Annotated in this window: 17 protein-coding genes and 1 other annotated feature; of the genes, 9 read left to right on the top strand and 8 right to left on the bottom strand. The window is 35.3% G+C overall.

Annotated elements, in window-relative coordinates; all coding sequences use genetic code 11:
- Positions 1 to 138: 138 nt before the first annotated feature.
- Positions 139 to 1572, bottom strand: coding sequence for an alanine/glycine:cation symporter family protein (locus BAU27_RS10140; RefSeq protein ID WP_071770810.1), 1434 nt, complete (start codon positions 1570 to 1572; stop codon positions 139 to 141).
- A 410-nt stretch (positions 1573 to 1982) separates the two neighbouring features.
- Here BAU27_RS10140 and BAU27_RS10135 point away from each other — a divergent pair, with 410 nt between their 5' ends.
- From BAU27_RS10135 to BAU27_RS10105, 7 genes are all read left to right on the top strand, one after another.
- A complete protein-coding gene (locus BAU27_RS10135) occupies positions 1983 to 2480 on the top strand; it encodes a cation:proton antiporter regulatory subunit (protein ID WP_071770809.1) in 498 nt (165 codons plus the stop codon).
- Positions 2481 to 3680 (top strand): cation:proton antiporter, encoded by a 1200-nt coding sequence (locus tag BAU27_RS10130; RefSeq protein WP_071748101.1) that lies wholly within the window; start codon positions 2481 to 2483, stop codon positions 3678 to 3680.
- Positions 3681 to 3761: 81 nt separating this feature from the next.
- Positions 3762 to 4355, top strand: coding sequence for an undecaprenyl phosphate transporter UptA (gene uptA / locus BAU27_RS10125; protein WP_071748102.1), 594 nt, complete (start codon positions 3762 to 3764; stop codon positions 4353 to 4355).
- Positions 4356 to 4493: 138 nt separating this feature from the next.
- On the top strand, positions 4494 to 4928 hold the full coding sequence (locus BAU27_RS10120; protein ID WP_071748103.1) for a DUF3920 family protein: 435 nt from the start codon (positions 4494 to 4496) through the stop codon (positions 4926 to 4928).
- A gap of 112 nt (positions 4929 to 5040) precedes the next feature.
- On the top strand, positions 5041 to 5451 hold the full coding sequence (locus BAU27_RS10115; RefSeq protein ID WP_071748146.1) for a MarR family winged helix-turn-helix transcriptional regulator: 411 nt from the start codon (positions 5041 to 5043) through the stop codon (positions 5449 to 5451).
- A 51-nt stretch (positions 5452 to 5502) separates the two neighbouring features.
- The gene (locus BAU27_RS10110) at positions 5503 to 6201 is read left to right on the top strand and encodes a pirin family protein (RefSeq protein WP_071770808.1); all 699 of its coding nucleotides are present in this window, start codon (positions 5503 to 5505) and stop codon (positions 6199 to 6201) included.
- Positions 6202 to 6407: 206 nt separating this feature from the next.
- Positions 6408 to 8057 (top strand): M4 family metallopeptidase, encoded by a 1650-nt coding sequence (locus tag BAU27_RS10105; RefSeq protein WP_071748105.1) that lies wholly within the window; start codon positions 6408 to 6410, stop codon positions 8055 to 8057.
- 44 nt (positions 8058 to 8101) lie between these two features.
- Here BAU27_RS10105 and BAU27_RS10100 read toward each other — a convergent pair whose 3' ends face one another.
- Both BAU27_RS10100 and BAU27_RS10095 read right to left on the bottom strand, forming a co-directional pair.
- Positions 8102 to 8419, bottom strand: a complete 318-nt coding sequence (locus BAU27_RS10100) for a metal-sulfur cluster assembly factor (protein ID WP_070145396.1) — start codon at positions 8417 to 8419, stop codon at positions 8102 to 8104.
- A 417-nt stretch (positions 8420 to 8836) separates the two neighbouring features.
- Complete coding sequence (locus BAU27_RS10095) at positions 8837 to 9655, bottom strand: class I SAM-dependent methyltransferase (RefSeq protein WP_071770807.1); 819 nt, start codon at positions 9653 to 9655, stop codon at positions 8837 to 8839.
- Positions 9656 to 9768: 113 nt separating this feature from the next.
- Positions 9769 to 10041 (top strand) — a binding site (T-box leader).
- Between the two features lie 50 nt (positions 10042 to 10091).
- Between BAU27_RS10095 and metG the strand changes: the two genes are divergently transcribed.
- Complete coding sequence (metG, locus tag BAU27_RS10090; protein WP_071770806.1) at positions 10092 to 11726, top strand: methionine--tRNA ligase; 1635 nt, start codon at positions 10092 to 10094, stop codon at positions 11724 to 11726.
- A gap of 42 nt (positions 11727 to 11768) precedes the next feature.
- Here metG and BAU27_RS10085 read toward each other — a convergent pair whose 3' ends face one another.
- From BAU27_RS10085 to BAU27_RS10065, 5 genes are all read right to left on the bottom strand, one after another.
- Positions 11769 to 12671 (bottom strand): EamA family transporter, encoded by a 903-nt coding sequence (locus tag BAU27_RS10085; RefSeq protein ID WP_071770805.1) that lies wholly within the window; start codon positions 12669 to 12671, stop codon positions 11769 to 11771.
- A gap of 139 nt (positions 12672 to 12810) precedes the next feature.
- Positions 12811 to 14238, bottom strand: coding sequence for a sensor histidine kinase (locus BAU27_RS10080; RefSeq protein WP_071770804.1), 1428 nt, complete (start codon positions 14236 to 14238; stop codon positions 12811 to 12813).
- On the bottom strand, positions 14216 to 14881 hold the full coding sequence (locus BAU27_RS10075; protein ID WP_071748110.1) for a response regulator transcription factor: 666 nt from the start codon (positions 14879 to 14881) through the stop codon (positions 14216 to 14218). Before BAU27_RS10075 ends, BAU27_RS10080 begins: the two co-directional genes overlap by 23 nt.
- A gap of 352 nt (positions 14882 to 15233) precedes the next feature.
- A complete protein-coding gene (locus BAU27_RS10070) occupies positions 15234 to 15695 on the bottom strand; it encodes a L,D-transpeptidase (protein WP_071770803.1) in 462 nt (153 codons plus the stop codon).
- Positions 15696 to 15724: 29 nt separating this feature from the next.
- Complete coding sequence (locus BAU27_RS10065; protein WP_071770802.1) at positions 15725 to 16168, bottom strand: DUF3978 family protein; 444 nt, start codon at positions 16166 to 16168, stop codon at positions 15725 to 15727.
- A gap of 405 nt (positions 16169 to 16573) precedes the next feature.
- On the opposite strand from BAU27_RS10065, the gene BAU27_RS10060 reads away from it, so the two are divergent.
- Positions 16574 to 17188 (top strand): DedA family protein, encoded by a 615-nt coding sequence (locus BAU27_RS10060; protein WP_071770801.1) that lies wholly within the window; start codon positions 16574 to 16576, stop codon positions 17186 to 17188.
- Positions 17189 to 17326 lie beyond the last annotated feature (138 nt).

The raw sequence follows: 17326 nt of genomic DNA, 5'->3' as shown, positions 1-17326 counted from the left end.
CCTCCGCTTTTAGTATTATCCAGCTCCAGCGGCTAGAATCTCCGGCCATTTCGCTCTCTCGCTCGAAGCAAAAAGCGCTTCAAGGTCGAGAGCTCCAATGTCCTGCGATTCTGAACGAGCCGCTTCCGCTTTTAAACGTTATACAGCCTGTTGTTTTTCTACTGAATCCTGTCCATCCCAGCACTCTGTATTCTTTAAGTCAGGGATAGAACTTGCAATGAAAACAGGATCTTTTCCTTGTTTCTTTTGCTTTATATAGTCTACTAATGCCGCATAGGCGAACTTGCTAAGGAATGAGATGGCAATTAAGTTTGTAAATACCATTAGTCCCATAAAGAAATCAGCTAAACTCCAAACCGTTTGAAGGGCAGCGATAGATCCGAAGAACACCATTCCGACAACTGCAACACGATAAATCAGTAACCATGTTTTGCTTTCTTTAATGAATGCGATATTTGTTTCACCATAATAGTAGTTTCCTAGTAAAGAACTGAAAGCGAATAGGAAAATAATAATCGCTAAGAAAGTACTTGCCCACGGTCCAATTTGTGAACTTAATGCCTGTTGTGTTAATTCAATTCCTTGTAAATTTGATCCTTTGTAAAGTCCAGAGCATAATACGATAAATGCTGTTGATGTACATACTAAGAATGTATCTACGAAAACACCTAATGCTTGAACAAGTCCTTGTTTTACAGGGTGAGATACATCTGATGTTGCAGCTGCGTTAGGAGAGCTACCCATACCTGCTTCTGTCGCGAATAAACCGCGCTGAATTCCGAACTTGATTGCTGCTCCAATACCACCAGCGATGGCTTGATCTAAACCGAATGCACCGTTAAATATTTCCATGAAAATGCTTGGTAACATATTGAAGTTGTTAATAACGACAAAAATAGCCACACCAATATAAACAATTGCCATTGGAGGAACGATCATTTCTGTAATACGTGAAATGCTCTTAATACCGCCAAAAATAATAACTGCAACTAATAAAGCTAATAGAGCTCCTACGATTGTTCGCTCTAGTCCAAAAGCATTTTCAAACGCTATTGTTACCGTGTTTGCTTGTACAGAATTGAAAATTAATCCGTACGCAACTGTAATAAGAAGTGAAAACCAAACACCCATCCAGCGTTTGTTTAACCCTTTTTCCATGTAATATGCTGGTCCACCACGGAATCTGCTTCCATCTTTTACTTTATAAATTTGCGCGAGCGTACATTCTACAAAACTAGTAGCTGCTCCAAGGATAGCGATAAACCACATCCAAAATATTGCGCCAGGTCCACCCATTGAAATGGCTAATGCTACACCAGCTAAGTTCCCGATACCAATACGTGCTGCTGCACTTAAGCAAAATGCTTGGAATGGAGAAATGCTATCTTTCTTTTTTTCTTTTCGATTAAACCCTTTGCTAATTAAACTGACCATCTCACCGAAATGAGTAATTTGGACAAATTTTAATTTGAAAGAGAAATAAAGACCGAAGCCGATTAACATTGCAATAAGAATATATGACCATAAAATATTATTCGTTACCTCAAGGAATCTGCTAAAGATATCAACCATATAATACACTTCCTTTTTTACGTAATAAGAAAATTATATGCAAAAAATATACTGGAATCAATTTTTCTAAAAAATCATGTTACTTAAACGTACTTTGTGTTATGATTATGTTACATCGTAATATTTTTAGAATTATTTACATTTTAAAAAACTAAATTTAAAGCGAGAAAGAGGGGATAATTTGAAAGAAGAATCTTTATTGAAAGTAAGTCTTAAGAGTTTGAAAATGAGAAGTAATTTATTTTTTATCATTACATCTTTAAGTATCTTTTTAGGAGCCACTTATTATTACAATAAAAGATTTCCAAATCACAGGTATCCTGAATGGTTAGAATTTCTAAAATGGATTGGATGAATAAAAGACAGAAAAACAGAAAATTCAAATAAAAATTGTTGTGGAGGAGCTAAATATGAATATTAGAGAAAGTGAACTTCCGGGTATTGGTTACAAATTTCAAATCGTTACGAAAGGTAACGAAAAGATGGTGATTGTCATTCATGATGATGGGCGTAGAGAAATGTATCATTTTGATTCAGACCATGAAGAAAGCACCTCAAGTATTTCATTACGTGACTCAGAGGCAAGACAAATTGCAGCAATATTAGGTGGAATGGTATACAAGCCTAGAGCATTAGAAAATGTTGAAATGGTCTTTGAAGGTTTAGCGATTGAGTGGTTTAAAGTAGAGAATACAGCTCCAGCAATCGGAAAAACAATCGGTGATCTTGAAATAAGAAAAACATATAGCGTAACGATCATTGCAGTTATGAAAAAGAATATGAAAAAGCTATTTAATCCAGGACCAGAAACAGTAATTGAAGAAGGAGATATGCTTGTAGTTTCGGGTGAGAGAGAAGAGATTAAAAAAATTATTAATGAATTACTTTCGAATAGGGGGACTGACTAGATGGATACTTTAATTTTTGAAGTTGGTACAGCGTTAGTATTAGTTGCAATTGCGGCAGTCATTGCTGGAAAGTTTAAATTCTCAGTAATTCCTTTTCTAATTGTTCTTGGGATGTTAGTGGGGCCACACGCGCCGACAATAGGTGTTATCGATCTCAAATTTATTGAAAGTGCAAGTGTAATTTCCTTCCTTGGACGGATTGGCGTTCTGTTCCTTCTGTTCTACCTAGGACTAGAGTTTTCGATGAAAAAACTAATTAAATCTGGACGTTCCATTGCGATTGGCGGAACAATCTATATTTTAATTAACTTTTCACTTGGATTATTATACGGATTTATAATGGGCTTCCCATTACTTGAAATCTTAATTATTGCGGGTATTATTACGATTTCTTCTAGTGCTATCGTTGCCAAAGTGTTAGTGGATTTAAGAAGAACTGGTAATAATGAGACCGAATTAATATTAGGAATTATTATGTTTGAAGATATATTCCTTGCTGTATATTTATCAGTAGTTTCTGGCTTAGTCCTTGGGGATCACGCTTCCTTCTTAGGGGCTCTCACTTCAATTGGAATTGCTTTAGGATACATGCTTCTATTCTTTATTGTAGCTAGAAAGGCTACGCCGTTATTAAATAGATTGCTCAATATTAGTTCAGATGAAATTTTCATTATTGTAGTATTTGCTTCTTTGTTCTTTATCGCTGGTTTTTCAGAAACCATTCACGTTGCCGAAGCAATTGGAGCACTTCTTTTAGGATTAGTCTTCTCTGAGACAGAACATAGTGACAGAATTGAACATCTTGTTGTTCCATTTAGAGACTTTTTCGGAGCTATTTTCTTCTTCAGTTTCGGATTAAGTATAGACCCGTTCTCATTAGGCGGAGCAATATGGTTAACGTTAGGTGCTGTACTTCTGACGATAATCGGAAACTTTGTAGCAGGGATGATTGCAGGACGACAAGCTGGATTATCTCATAAGGCGTCAACAAATATTGGATTAACAATTGTTTCAAGAGGAGAATTCTCCATCATTATGGCTAATATCGGCATCGCCGGTGGTTTAATGTCAGTATTGAAACCATTCTCAGCACTATACGTGCTTATACTATCCATCTTAGGTCCACTTCTTACGAAAGAGTCAAAGAATGTATATAAATTTTTAAATAAAATTTTTAAGTGGGATACGAAGACTAGCTAAATTTTTAAAAAATAAAAGTACAAGATATTTACTGCTTGTACTTTTATTTTTTGCAATGAAAACAGTAAAGAGAGGTAAATGATGTTAGGAGAGTTGATTCATTCAGTTTTAGTTTTTCTAGAAGGACTTGGTTATTGGGGAATTATGCTTGGATTAATGCTAGAGGTTATCCCAAGTGAAATCGTATTATCTTATGCAGGTTATTTAGTATCAACAGGAAGCATTACATTTTGGGGTGCTGTCGCGTTCGGTACAATTGGTGGTGTAATCGCACAACTATTCATTTATTGGATCGGTCGATACGGAGGAAGACCTGTTCTTGAGCGATATGGAAAATATATTTTGATTCAGAAGAAACATATTGATTATGCTGAAGCGTGGTTTAATCGTTACGGAACTGGTGTTATTTTTACAGCGCGTTTTATTCCTGTTGTGCGTCATGCTATTTCGATACCAGCGGGTATTGCGAAAATGTCACATGCTAAGTTTATTACGCTAACTACACTAGCTGTTATTCCATGGTCAATTGTATTTGTATATTTAGGTTTTAAATTAGGAACAGAGTGGGAAAGTATTAATAAAGTAGCTGGGCCATATGTGAAATATTTTGCACTTGCTGCTATTGTTTGCGCACTTGGTTATTTTGTACTCAAAAAAATGATGAAAAAAAAGTAATTACGGAAAAGGAATCTATGCCGACATAGGTTCCTTTTTTTATTGTCATTTTTCAAAGGGGCAAAGAGTACGTTTAATATTTACCATATTGTGGCATATATATAGAAAAAGAGAGCTTGGAAAGGGGAATAAAAAGAAATGGAACTCCAGTTTCAAAATGTATATCAACAGGTGGAGAATTGGTATGTGTTGGATTCGGAGCTTCCTTGGGATGTCAAAAGGCTAAGAGATGATTTGTTTTCACTGATTGAAGCGTGTAAAACGCCAGTTATTTTTTGTGATACATGTGATGCAAATCATGTACTCCTATCATTAGGGGAAGAGGAAGAAGAGTTTCTATTCCCGATAGGTGGTTTTTATCATAAAGAAAAACAATTAATTTTCGTTTGTATGTGGGAAGAGTATGAGCAAGTGCTTAAAACACTTTTGCATGAATTTCGCCATGCAATGCAGCATAAGAGAGAAGTATTGTATGTTGGAAGTGAATCGTACGAAGAGAGATGGATTGAGAAAGATGCGAGGAAGTTCGCGGAGAGGAAATTAGATGAATATAAAAATAGAAAATTGATGTAAAGCATAGTGGAGAAATAGCGCTGTGCTTTCTTTGTTACTTACTATAAATAAGTTATCGACTTGTATTAAGTTTAGTTCTAAACTAATAGTATCAAATGAGCGAGGTGATGGAATGAAAGCAGAGGAAAGACTTGGATTACTATTATGGTTTCGTTTATCACGCTTGTATAATAGAAGTATTCGTGAGACGAATCAGCATTTGAAAAAGTGGAATGTATCTGCTGCTCAGTTTGATGTATTAGTTCAAGTTGGAGGACACGATCGTTTAACGCAGCAAGAGCTTGGAAATAAGTTATTTGTTACGAAAGGAAATGTTACTCAACTTTTAAATAAGATGGAGCAAATCGATTGGATTCAGCGTGAACAAGAAGGTACCACGAAATATATTTCATTAACAGAAGAGGGAAAGGTTCTATATGAAGAAATAGTCCCGCCGCAAGAAACATTTCAAGCAGAACAATTTGATAAGCTAAATAGAGAAGAACAAAAACAATTATTAGAATTACTGAAGAAGTTGCAGTGATAAAAATTAAAAATAAATATCTCGATTTCGAGATAATATGAGGTGAAGGATATGTTTAGAAAAGTTGATCATAAAAATATGGGAAGAGCAAATCATGGGTGGTTAAATACACATTTTCATTTTTCTTTTGCAAATTATTATAATCCAAACAATATGAATTTTGGAGCAGTACGTGTTATAAATGATGATTTAATAGCGGCACAAACTGGTTTTGATATGCACCCGCACCGTGATATGGAGATTATCTCTTACGTTATAGATGGTGAATTAACACATGAAGATAGTATGGGGAACCGAGGGACAATTGAGCGTGGGCATGTTCAATATATGAGTGCAGGTACTGGTGTATTTCACAGTGAGCATAACTTAGGAAATGAAACATTGCGTTTATTACAAATTTGGATTTTACCGGACCGTGATGGTCATAAACCGAACTATGGTGAGTTTAAATTTGATTGGAGTAAACGTGAAAATGAGTGGTTCCATATGGTATCTCCTTCTGATGGAGATGCACCAATTCATATTCATCAAGATGCAAATTTATATTCTTTATCATTAGAGGCTGGTAAAGAAATTCAGTTTCCTGTTCAAGAAGGACGTCAATTATACCTTGTACAAATTGAAGGTAGCAGTGTTGTGAATGGTGAAACACTTGTAACGCGTGATGCAGCGGAGGCTGTAGAAGAAGATATTCGCATTCAAGCGAAAGAAAACTCTCATTACTTAGCGATTGAAATGAAAATGGAATAAAGTGAAATTTTAATCCATGGTGATTTTAAGTATGTGAATAGTGGGATAAAAAGTTATAGGAAAAAGGATATCGGAAACGATATCCTTTTTTGTGTGAGTTAAATTAACAGAAAAAACTTTCTCAATTTTTGGAAACAGGTATCAGGAAAGTTATTCAGAATTTTATAAAGGTGTTAAAAACTTTTAGGGGAATGGGGAGTGTTAGATTGAAAAAGCAAGTAATTTCATCAGCATTAGCATTAACTGTTATCGCAAGTGGGTTTGGGGCATTTGGAGCAACTACGACGAAAGCAGAAGAGCAAAAGATCCAGTATCACCAAGAGTTTAAAACGCCAGCTTACATAGGTGAAGAATGGAAAGCGCCGGAAGGACTAGATAAAAAAGAGACAGTCTTTCAATATTTAGAGAGTAAAAAGGATATGTTTAAACTAGCGGGAAATATTGACAAACATTTCAATATCGTTGGTGAAGAAAAAGATGCTGAGTCTGGTACAACACATGTGAAGTTAGTTGAGAAGCATAATAACATTCCTGTGTATGGTTCAGATCAAACAGTTACGCTTGATAAAGAAAATAATGTAAAAGCATTTTTCGGACAAGTTATTCCGAGTTTAGATGATAAAAATATTCCTGCATCTGCAAGTATTAGTGCAGAACAAGCAGAAACGATTGCAAAAGCTAATATTGAGAAAGAAATTGGTAAAGTAAAGAATTATGATGGTGTGAAAAAAGATTTATATGTGTATGAAAAAGATGGTCAATACTATCTTGCGTATCTTGTAAAAGCATCGGTTTCAAAACCAGCTCCAGGATATTGGCATTACTTTGTTGATGCAACAAATGGGAATGTTATTGAGAAATATAATGCGGTAGATAACATTACTGGATTTGGTTACGGAGTATTAGGCGCTAGACAATCATTTGAAATTGCTCAAGATACGAAAACAGGAGCGTTCAACTTATTTGATGGTACACGAGGAAAAGGTGTCCATACATTTGATGCAGAGAATATGGATGAAAACTGGTTTAATTTATTCTCACAAATTCTTGGATATACAGGAGAAGAAATTGCAAGTAAATCTAAGTTCTTCGAAGATAAAGCGGCAGTTGATGCGCATGTGAATGCAGGTAAAGTATATGATTACTACAAAAAGACATTTAACCGTAACTCTTTCGATGATAAAGGTGCGAAACTTATTTCTACTGTTCACGTAGGTGAATCTTGGAATAACGCAGCTTGGAACGGTATTCAGATGATGTATGGTGATGGTGATGGCAAGACATTCATTCCATTATCTGCTGGACTTGATGTTATCGGTCACGAATTAACGCATGCTGTAACTGAGCATACAGCAAACCTTGTATATAAAAATGAATCAGGTGCGTTAAATGAATCGTTATCTGACATTATGGGTGTCATGGTTGAGAAGAAGAGCTGGGATTTAGGTGCTGATATTTATACACCTGGTAAGCCTGGTGATGCACTTCGTTCTCTGAAAGATCCAGCATCTATTCCGAACCCATTAAAACCTGGTGAAGGTTACCCAGATCATTACAATAAACGTTATACTGGAACAGCTGATAATGGCGGCGTTCATATTAACAGTAGTATTAATAATAAGGCAGCGTATTTAGTATCTGATGGCGGCACTCATTACGGTGTGAAAGTAACTGGAGTGGGCCGTGAAGCGACAGAAAAAATTTACTATCGTGCTCTTACTAAATATTTAACTGCAAACTCTGACTTTAAAATGATGCGTCAAGCAGCACTTCAATCAGCAGAAGATTTATACGGTAAAAACTCTAAAGCTGTACAAGCTGTAACAAAAGCTTATGACGCTGTAGGAGTAAAATAATAAGAGAAAAAAGACCTGACTGGATTGTCAGGTCTTTTCCTTATTTAATCACGAACACCTAATGCGATTTTTGCCATACGTGACATACGTTCTTTTGTCCATGGCGGGTTCCATACAACGTTTACTTCTATTTCATTTACTTCAGGTACATTCGTTGATAATACTTTCTTAACGTCGGATACGATTTGGCCAGCCATTGGACAACCGATAGAAGTCATTGTCATTGTAATGACAGCATTATTATTTTCATCCGCTGTAACGTCATAAACTAATCCGAGATTGATAATATCAACACCTAATTCAGGGTCAATAACAGCTTCTAAGTTAGCATATAACTTTTCTTCAAATGCTTGTTGTGACATGTGTAGCACCCCCTAAATATTAATGATATCGGTTCTCATTATAACGGATATGCGGGATAAGTGCAGGAAATGAGCTCAAAAAAATATTCCTCTCGGAGAAACAAAAATTATAGCGGATAATGGAAAAGGGCAGATGAGTACAAGTAAATGTTATTTAAATGTATACATTTGTATATCCAAAAATTCATAAATAAATATTAGAAAGGCTATTGTAATTTGAAATAACATCATGTATACTTCTAATTAGTTGATAACGATTATCACTATCAACTGAAAACATTACTCTTCGTTATGTTGGTCATACCCCTTTTTGACGACGTAAGTCAGAGACGAATGTTGAAATATCTTGTGTCCTATTCTACAGAATTATGGTAATCTCCAACCTCAACTTATATGCGCGAGCATGCAAAAAGGATCCTATCCGTGAAGGGATCCTTTTTTGCATGTTGTCGCAATTATTGTATATAGACCGGGTATTCGTTCTTCAATTCCTTCCGGTGCAGTAGAAGGGAAGACCCATCTTTGATGAGACCCGTGTTCTTCAACTAGTTTTTCAATTTTAAAATTCTCTTCCGCGAGCGTTGTAACAATTTCTCCTAACGTCCAGCGACGGATGGTTGTTTTCGGTAAAGCCTCTTTCTGAGTTTCTGTAAGAAGAGTGCTGTAAGCAACATCATCTTCAATTAATTCTTCATCGAAATAACTCCCACTTGCTCGAAATGATGGATGGTCTATTCCTAATAGTTTTGTATACATTGGATGATAATCGCGAAGTATAAATGTTCCGTCCGTTTTTAGTAATTGAGAGATTTTTGTAAAGAGCGGTTTTAAATCTAAAAAGTAATGGAGTACACCAAGTTCTAGTAATACGATATCAAATGATTGAGGGAGAGTTACATCTAGTACATCAGAGACGATGTACTGAATAGAAACTCTGGCTGCTTCAGCAAGTTCATTTGCGTATTTTGCATTACTTGCTGAAATATCTACAACTGTTACATCGGCTCCTAAAAGAGCAAGAGCAACTGCTTTGTTGCCTTTTGATCCGAGTAAATTAATAATACGCTTTCCTTTTGGAGATTGTATGTAAGGTAAATAGTAGGAGACTTCATGAACAGGATCTTGCATGAGTCTTTTTGCATATTCTGTCGGTGTGCCGTGACGATTCGTCCAAGCTTCATAGGCAGCTGCATTCCAGCTTCTTTCATTAATAGTACTTAGTTGCTTTTGATTCAATTTTATCACTCCTTTTGTGAACGTATAGTTATTCGGTGAGTGAGTAGGATTTCCTGTTTTTTAAAATAAAAGTTTGATTTTTCTGTTATTAAGTCGTAAAATACGTGTTATACATAAAAGCGTTGAAAAGGAAAAGTAGAATGGAACCATTCTTTCCAGAGAGCTTCGGTAGCTGAGAAGAAGCAAGAATATTCATTTGAACAATGGCCTTTGAGCTTCGTCCTGAACTTATCAAATGATAATAGTAGGCGGCGACGAGAGTTGGTTCTCGTTATCAAAACCACAGTATAAGAGCATGAATTGCTCCGTACTTGTTAAGGTTAGTTATGTGAATGACTGACGAAATAAGGTGGTATCGCGACTGTTTATACAGCCCCGCCCTTATCTTTTTTAAGATAGGGGTGGGGCTTTTTATATTTTAAAGGAGGAATATAAGATGAGTATTTTTATTGGAGGCGCTTGGCCATATGCAAATGGTTCGTTACACCTTGGACATATTGCTAGTTTGTTACCTGGAGATATTTTAGCACGTTATTACCGGGCAAAAGGTGAGAATGTGTTGTATGTTTCGGGAAGTGATTGTAATGGAACACCGATTACAATTAGAGCAAAACAAGAAGGTGTGACGGTGAAAGAAATTGCTGATAAGTATCATGAAGAATTTAGTCAATGTTTTCATAAACTTGGTTTTACGTATGATTGCTATACACGTACAGATAGTGAGCACCATCATGAAACTGTTCAAAAAGTCTTTTTGCGTTTATTAGAAGAAGGCTATATTTATAAAAAAGTAGTTGAACAAGCTTATTGCGAAACGTGTACGCAATTTTTACCAGATCGTTATGTAGAAGGCTTTTGTCCACATTGTCATGAAGGGGCGAGGGGGGATCAATGTGATGCTTGCTCCGCTATTTTGGATCCACTCGATTTGTTAGAAAAGAAATGTAAGTTATGTGGTAGTACGCCTTCAGTACAGGAAACAGAGCATTTCTATTTTGCATTGCATAAATTTCAGCAGCAAATTAAAGCGGCTGTAGAAATTGCAAAGCAGAAAGGAACATGGCGTGACAATGCGATTCAACTAACAGAAAGATATGTAAAGGAAGGGTTACAAGATAGGGCAGTATCACGTGATTTACCAATTGGGGTACCAATTCCGGTGGAAGGGTATGAAGATAAGAAAATTTACGTATGGATTGAAGCGGTGACAGGATATTATTCAGCGAGTAAACACTGGGCTGAAGAAACAGAGAAAGATGATCAAGAGTTTTGGGATAGAGATGCGAAAACATATTATGTACATGGTAAGGATAATATTCCGTTTCATTCAATCATTTGGCCAGCGGTATTACTTGGAATAGGAGAAGAAGCAATCCCGCGTCATATCGTTTCGAATGAGTATTTAACAGTAGAAAAAAGAAAGTTATCGACAAGTAAAAACTGGGCAGTATGGGTACCTGATATATTAGAAAGATATAATCCAGATTCTATTCGTTACTTTTTAACAGTAAATGCACCAGAAAATCGTGATACTGATTTTTCATGGCGTGAATTCATTTACAGTCATAATAGTGAATTGTTAGGTGCATATGGGAACTTTGTGAACCGAACATTAAAGTTTATTGAAAAGTATTATGATGGCATTGTGCCGAAAGGAATTATTAATGTAGAGCTGAAGGAGAAGATAGAAGGATTATATAAAAATGTAGGGGAATTGATTGAGCAAGCAAAATTTAAGGTGGCATTAGAGACAATATTTGATGCAGTACGTTTTGCAAATAAATACTTTGATGAACAGCGGCCTTGGAAACAAAGAGATGATGCCCCAGCTTCATGTGAAGAAACGATTTATAATTGTGTTTATCTTATCGCTAATTTTGCAAATCTTCTTGAACCGTTTTTACCATTTTCAAGTGAGAAAGTTAGAAACACATTGTCGATTGTTAACCGAAATTGGGAACCTCAAAATACGTTGCCGAATAGAATTGATAGCGTGCAGCCATTATTTGAACGAATTGATGTAAAACAAATTGAGCATGAGATAGAGAAGTTATATGGAGCGGTAAAGTGAGGTATAGAAAAAAGACCTTTCAAGTAAATGAAAGGTCTTTTTCTATGCACTATGCACACGATTATGTTTTTTTTCTTTCCTAGCAGTAAGTAGTTGTGGTGTAAAAATACCGAGTAATATAAACATAATTCCTATCCACTGCATGAGTGATACAACTTCATGAACAAGTGTAATAGAAGCGATAATTGCTGTTGGTAATTCTGCTGCACCTAATATTGTACCAAGCCCCGTTCCGACTTTCGGTACACCAATTGAAAAACAAATGACAGGTACAATAACTCCAAACAGTCCAAGAAAGAAAGCATATTTCCATAGGCCTGCTTGTAAAGCGCCGTCCGTTAAAAAGGTAGGCGGGAAAAATAAGCATACAATAAGAGTAGCACTCGTTGTCATAAGAAAGCTTTTTGTATAAGGCGGAACATCTGTAGCGACGCGCCCGCTTGCAAATACATAGAATGAGAAAGAGACGGCAGCTAATAGCCCGAAGATAATACCTTTCGTCGAAAAGTTTTGTCCAAGTCCTTCAAATACTCCACCAGCAAACAATGTACCAGTAAACAAAATAATAATAGATATAACTTTTTCACGGCTTGGGAATGTGCGGTTGGCAATCGCTTCGATGACTACACCAATCCAAGTGAACTGAAAGAGTAAAACGACAGCGATAGAGGCTGGCAGTTCTTCTACAGAAATAGCATAGAAAATACCTGTCATACTCATAGTTGTGCCGACTGTTAGTAACGAAAAGAATTGTTTTTTTGATACTTTATGACGTGAAAAGAAAAGGACGAGTAAAAGTAGACCAATCCACCCGAAGACATATTGTCCTCCTAGTAGTTGGTGTGCTGAAAATCCGTCGATGAATCCGAGTTTAAAAATAGTTGAAAGTACGCCGTAGCTACAAGCGCCGAATAAAACTAGTAATGAATACTTAAATTTCTCCATGAGAAAACCTCCCTATATAAATAAAAAACGCCCGTTATCCTAATAAGGACAACGGGCGAACGAAACAGAGTAAGAGACTCTACAAAATTCCGCCACTCATACGAAGTATGAGTTTGGGTTATGAAATTATAGTAGTAGTTTACATTGCTTTTGGAAAGACAATTGAGCATTTTACACCTTGAGGTGTGTTTTGTATTCCATAAGGAAACTGATGTTTATCTAGTATTTGTTTTACAATATATAATCCAAGACCGCTACCTTGTACTAAACCGTTGTTTCCAGGATTAGCGCGATAGAAAGGCTCAAATAGATGATCGAGTTTGTCCTCATCTATTTGTGAACCTGTATTTAAAACCTCTAATGCGTAACCGTTTGGTTTTTCATAAAGCTTTATATATACATGCTGATGATCGATTGTATAGTGAATTGCATTTGAAATAATATTAAAAATAGCAGTTTGAATAAATTTAGGATCAGCTAAAATTATTACATCTTGTTTAATGTTAGATTGAACAGTTAATTGCTTTACAGATATAAAATAATCTACTTTCCTCATAACGTCCTCAATGATGTTAGATAGTGAAACAACTTCTAAATTCGGTTTGAATTGAGGATTTTGCATTTTGGATAATTCTGACATCTTTTCCGTTAATATGTTAATATCTTGCATCATCTCGTAGGATCGTTTTAGATATTTGTCTCTATCTTTGTATGCACCGATTCCGTGAATCATGCCATCTAGTTGTCCCATAACGACTGCGATAGGTGTTTTTAATTCATGGGATACCATAGACATAAATTCTTTACGAGATTGTTCTAATTGTTGTTCTTTCTTGAGCTCATTTCGTAAATCTTTATTTGTTTCATGTAGATTTTTCACAATAGTTGGGACTTGTGAAGCCGCTACTTGCAAATTGAAATCTGTTTGATCTGTATTTTTGTTAGGTGATTGTTTATCTGAAAAGTCCAGATTTATAATATCTTTTAAAGTATCGCTCATATATTGAAAAGGTTTGGCAATTAGTTTGGCATAAATTAAAGAACCGAGCAGAGATAATGCAAGCATTGTTGCACCAATATTTGGAGCTAATTGTTGCAAGGCATCTGCTAAACTTGGACTATCATGTGTTTCATTTGTTTTCTTTGCTGCATTTTGTGTATGTAAGGAAGTAGGGTTAGCGGCTGTTTGTTCCGCTTTAGTATGTGATTCAGTTTTGTTACTTTCCTCCGAAAGATTTGCTGCATTTTCTTTTGCAGCTACAGTTTGGCTAGTTTGCAAAAGATGATTAATAGCTGTAGAGAGTGTTTTGAAATCTATAATAGATGACTGGAAATTTGAGATGCTACCCTCTGAAACAACTTTATTTTGTTCATTTTTCGTAACTGAATCCGCATGTTCCGCAGTTGGAGTTTCAGTTTTTTTCGCATAATGCTCTTTATCATAGTTTAAAGCTAGAAAATAAATAATTTGATACAGGCAAAATGATAAAAGAACACAAAACAATAAGGTTTTGATGAAAATATTTTTGGTGATGTTATCCTTGCTATGCTTCGATTTTGTAGCCAATGCCTTTCACCGTTTTAATATAAGGGATCCTCAATTTTTTTCTTAAATTTTTAATATGTGTATCTATAACTCTTACATCACCATAATGTTCATAGCCCCATACCTTATTTAATAAATCACTTCTTGATAATACTTTTCCTCGATTTTGTAACAAAGTATATATAATCTCAAATTCTTTAGTTGTTAGTTCAATTTGATTGCCATGAACATAAGCCGCATACGCTGTAGAATTTAACATCAATTCATGGAATTGTAGTATAGTTGCAGTTTCGGTTTCCTTCGTTGTTGTCCTTCTTAATACAGCTTCTACGCGTTTAATAAATACCGTGTAATGGAACGGTTTCGTAATATAGTCATCAACGCCCAACTCAAACCCTTTAATTTCACTTTCTTCATTATGTAAGCCTGTTAACATAATAATTGGTATATCAGACTGTCCTCGCATAATTTTACAAATACTATAACCATCTATATCTGGTAACATTACATCAAGGAGGACAAGGTCGTATGAATTTTTTTGGAAAAGAAGAATTCCTTCCGTTCCAGCGCCAACCACATCAACGGTAAAATTTTGGGCAGTTAAAAATTCACGAATAAGTTCTTGTATATCTGGGTTGTCTTCAATCACCAGTATATGCGTCATAGTAACACCTCCTAAATAACGCTTTTACCGCAATATTCGAATTCTTCATTTTTGGATGACTCAGGTTATATATACATATAATAAGCCCCCGCTATAAAGTAATCATAAAAGTAGCAAGGGGAATTGTTTATTGGAACTGAATATTTTAGAATCACAGTAGTTCTATTATAGAGTGCAATGTAAAATTTATAACTGTATAATTTTAATATCCATGTTTATCAATGTTCAGACGCTATTTAGCGCAGTCTACCTTCATTATATATGCAAGTATAGTTGTTCCGCTACTGTAAATGAATAAATAAAATAAGCCAAGATATAAAATTCTTGGCTACATGTAAATCTGGTTCATAGGTTATTTTACAGTGACAGTGGCACGATCGTGGATACGTTCAAATAACCAATGTATATCGTTGTTATACATGCGAATACAGCCGAGTGTTGTAGCTTTACCAATCGCTTGATTATTGTTAGTGCCGTGAATTGCATACGTTGTTCCGTATGTTCCTGCCATATTTAATCCGAGCCAACGATCACCGAGTGGATTACGTGGATCGCCGCCTTTAATATGTCCTGTATAATAAGGACGGTTTTTAATTTTGTTTACCACTTGAAAAGTACCTTTCGGTGTAGGCGTTGCAACTTTTCCAGTAGCGACAGAGAAGCTTTTTATAAACTTTCCATTTTGATAGAAATCCATTTTATTTAATTTCGTGTCAACGATAAGTTGTTCGTTAGTTGAAGCTGCTTCTGCAGACATATATGGAACAGTTAAAAAACCTAACGATAACATTATAGTTACTAGTAATTTTTTCATTATATTCTCCTTTTACTATTTTAGTAGTATTACATACACCGAATTTGTAATCCGCGTAATGCTTGATGTACGTTTTCATTTAGTGATTCAAAAAAATTGGTGATTTTTGTATTATATTTGTTGTTTTTATCAATAAGTAATCTTTCATTTAGTAGAAGTTCGCCGTATAGTCCAAAGCTCTGTACTTGAATGTTCATTTCATCTTCTGTTTCAGAAATGATAGGTAAGAAATAATGAAAGGCTTTAGTTGGAATGATATAACTTTTTCCAAACATGCTTTCGTGATTAGAATTAATCCATTTTTTCGTGACAATCTTAATATTCTTTCTAGAAATGATAAAGGATAGTGTTGTAGATTTTGTTAAGCTTACGTCAAATTCATTTGTTTGGCTTATGTGTAAATTAAAAATAGTTTCATTTGGATGAGATTCAATATTGGTATTAATAAAATCGTGCATTGTATAAGCTTCCATTCCTATTCTCCTTTTTTCATTTTCAGAAAGCGATTTATATTTATTCAATTTAATGTTTAGGTAATATAGTAATAAAAGTTTTCAACAAATTCCGATATAATCTTACAATACGTATATGAAGCTAATATGAAGTTAGTATGAGTTTGTTATGGTTTTTTATAGAGAACAAAATGAGGCGATTTCCAAGTGCTAAAAACTGGATGGAATTTGTATATTAATGTACCTATCCAGTGTAATAGATAGGTATCATCTCGTTTTAAAGCGATAATTAAATAAAGAACAGAAAACGTTAGTGCGAGCCTTACAAAAATGTAATAAAAATGTAAGCTATTGTGATAGTTATTTCGACAATTTTTTTATACAATATGTAGTAAGAAGTTGTACGTGAGTGAAAGGAGAGATGACATGGAATGGGTTCATGAATTATTTCAGCAATACGGGTATTATGTAGTGCTTGTAGGCTTGCTGTTAGAATATATTGCGCTTCCGTTTCCGGGAGAGCCAACATTAGCATATGCGGGATTTTTAGCACAGAAGGGTGATCTAAGTTTACCTATTTTAATTATCCTATCCTTTATTGGGACAAGTGTAGGAATGACGATTCAATACTTTTTAGGGAATAAGCTCGGTATGCCTTTTGTTCAAAAGTATGGGAAGTATGTATTTTTAACACAAAGAAAAATTGATTTAACGAGAATGTGGTTCGATAAATACGGATATTTCCTTATCTTTATCGGTTTCTTCATTCCTGGAGTACGTCATTTTACAGGATACTTTGCAGGTATCATTAACTTACCGTTTCGCCGTTTTGTGATTACAATTTATTCAGGTGCTTTATTCTGGGTATCATTTTTCTTAATCGGTGGCTACTGGTTAGGTGGTAACTTACATGATATTTTCGGATTATTGGAAGAGCATATCGGCAAAATCATTTTCGGAGCCATTGTCATTGTAGCAATTACGTTAAGCGTTCGTTTCCGCAAGCAACTAAAACGAGTATTTTTACAAAACGCAAGTTAATATGGAATCCATTCTATGTCAGATTTTAGGGAGGCAGTGCAAAAGCACTGCCTTTTTGTTTTATCCCGCATTAACTGCCCGTAAAGGCCCGATTGGTGCGGGCTAATAATCAGTGGGAGATGAAGAAAACCCCCACTG

The sequence above is a fragment of the Bacillus sp. NH11B genome, assembly GCF_001884205.1.
In the GTDB taxonomy this organism is placed as follows: domain Bacteria; phylum Bacillota; class Bacilli; order Bacillales; family Bacillaceae_G; genus Bacillus_A; species Bacillus_A proteolyticus.
This window is presented reverse-complemented; position numbering and strand designations above follow the sequence as displayed.

Excerpts from the sequence above, each read along its gene's own strand:
- BAU27_RS10120 (WP_071748103.1), top strand. The coding sequence starts at position 4,494 with ATGGAACTCCAGTTTCAAAATGTATATCAACAGGTGGAGAATTGGTAT.
- BAU27_RS10100 (WP_070145396.1), bottom strand. The coding sequence starts at position 8,419 with ATGTCACAACAAGCATTTGAAGAAAAGTTATATGCTAACTTAGAAGCT.
- uptA (WP_071748102.1), top strand. The coding sequence starts at position 3,762 with ATGTTAGGAGAGTTGATTCATTCAGTTTTAGTTTTTCTAGAAGGACTT.
- BAU27_RS10065 (WP_071770802.1), bottom strand. The coding sequence starts at position 16,168 with ATGGAAGCTTATACAATGCACGATTTTATTAATACCAATATTGAATCT.
- BAU27_RS10070 (WP_071770803.1), bottom strand. The coding sequence starts at position 15,695 with ATGAAAAAATTACTAGTAACTATAATGTTATCGTTAGGTTTTTTAACT.
- BAU27_RS10060 (WP_071770801.1), top strand. The coding sequence starts at position 16,574 with ATGGAATGGGTTCATGAATTATTTCAGCAATACGGGTATTATGTAGTG.
- BAU27_RS10085 (WP_071770805.1), bottom strand. The coding sequence starts at position 12,671 with ATGGAGAAATTTAAGTATTCATTACTAGTTTTATTCGGCGCTTGTAGC.
- BAU27_RS10130 (WP_071748101.1), top strand. The coding sequence starts at position 2,481 with ATGGATACTTTAATTTTTGAAGTTGGTACAGCGTTAGTATTAGTTGCA.
- BAU27_RS10135 (WP_071770809.1), top strand. The coding sequence starts at position 1,983 with ATGAATATTAGAGAAAGTGAACTTCCGGGTATTGGTTACAAATTTCAA.
- metG (WP_071770806.1), top strand. The coding sequence starts at position 10,092 with ATGAGTATTTTTATTGGAGGCGCTTGGCCATATGCAAATGGTTCGTTA.
- BAU27_RS10075 (WP_071748110.1), bottom strand. The coding sequence starts at position 14,881 with ATGACGCATATACTGGTGATTGAAGACAACCCAGATATACAAGAACTT.
- BAU27_RS10115 (WP_071748146.1), top strand. The coding sequence starts at position 5,041 with ATGAAAGCAGAGGAAAGACTTGGATTACTATTATGGTTTCGTTTATCA.
- BAU27_RS10110 (WP_071770808.1), top strand. The coding sequence starts at position 5,503 with ATGTTTAGAAAAGTTGATCATAAAAATATGGGAAGAGCAAATCATGGG.
- BAU27_RS10140 (WP_071770810.1), bottom strand. The coding sequence starts at position 1,572 with ATGGTTGATATCTTTAGCAGATTCCTTGAGGTAACGAATAATATTTTA.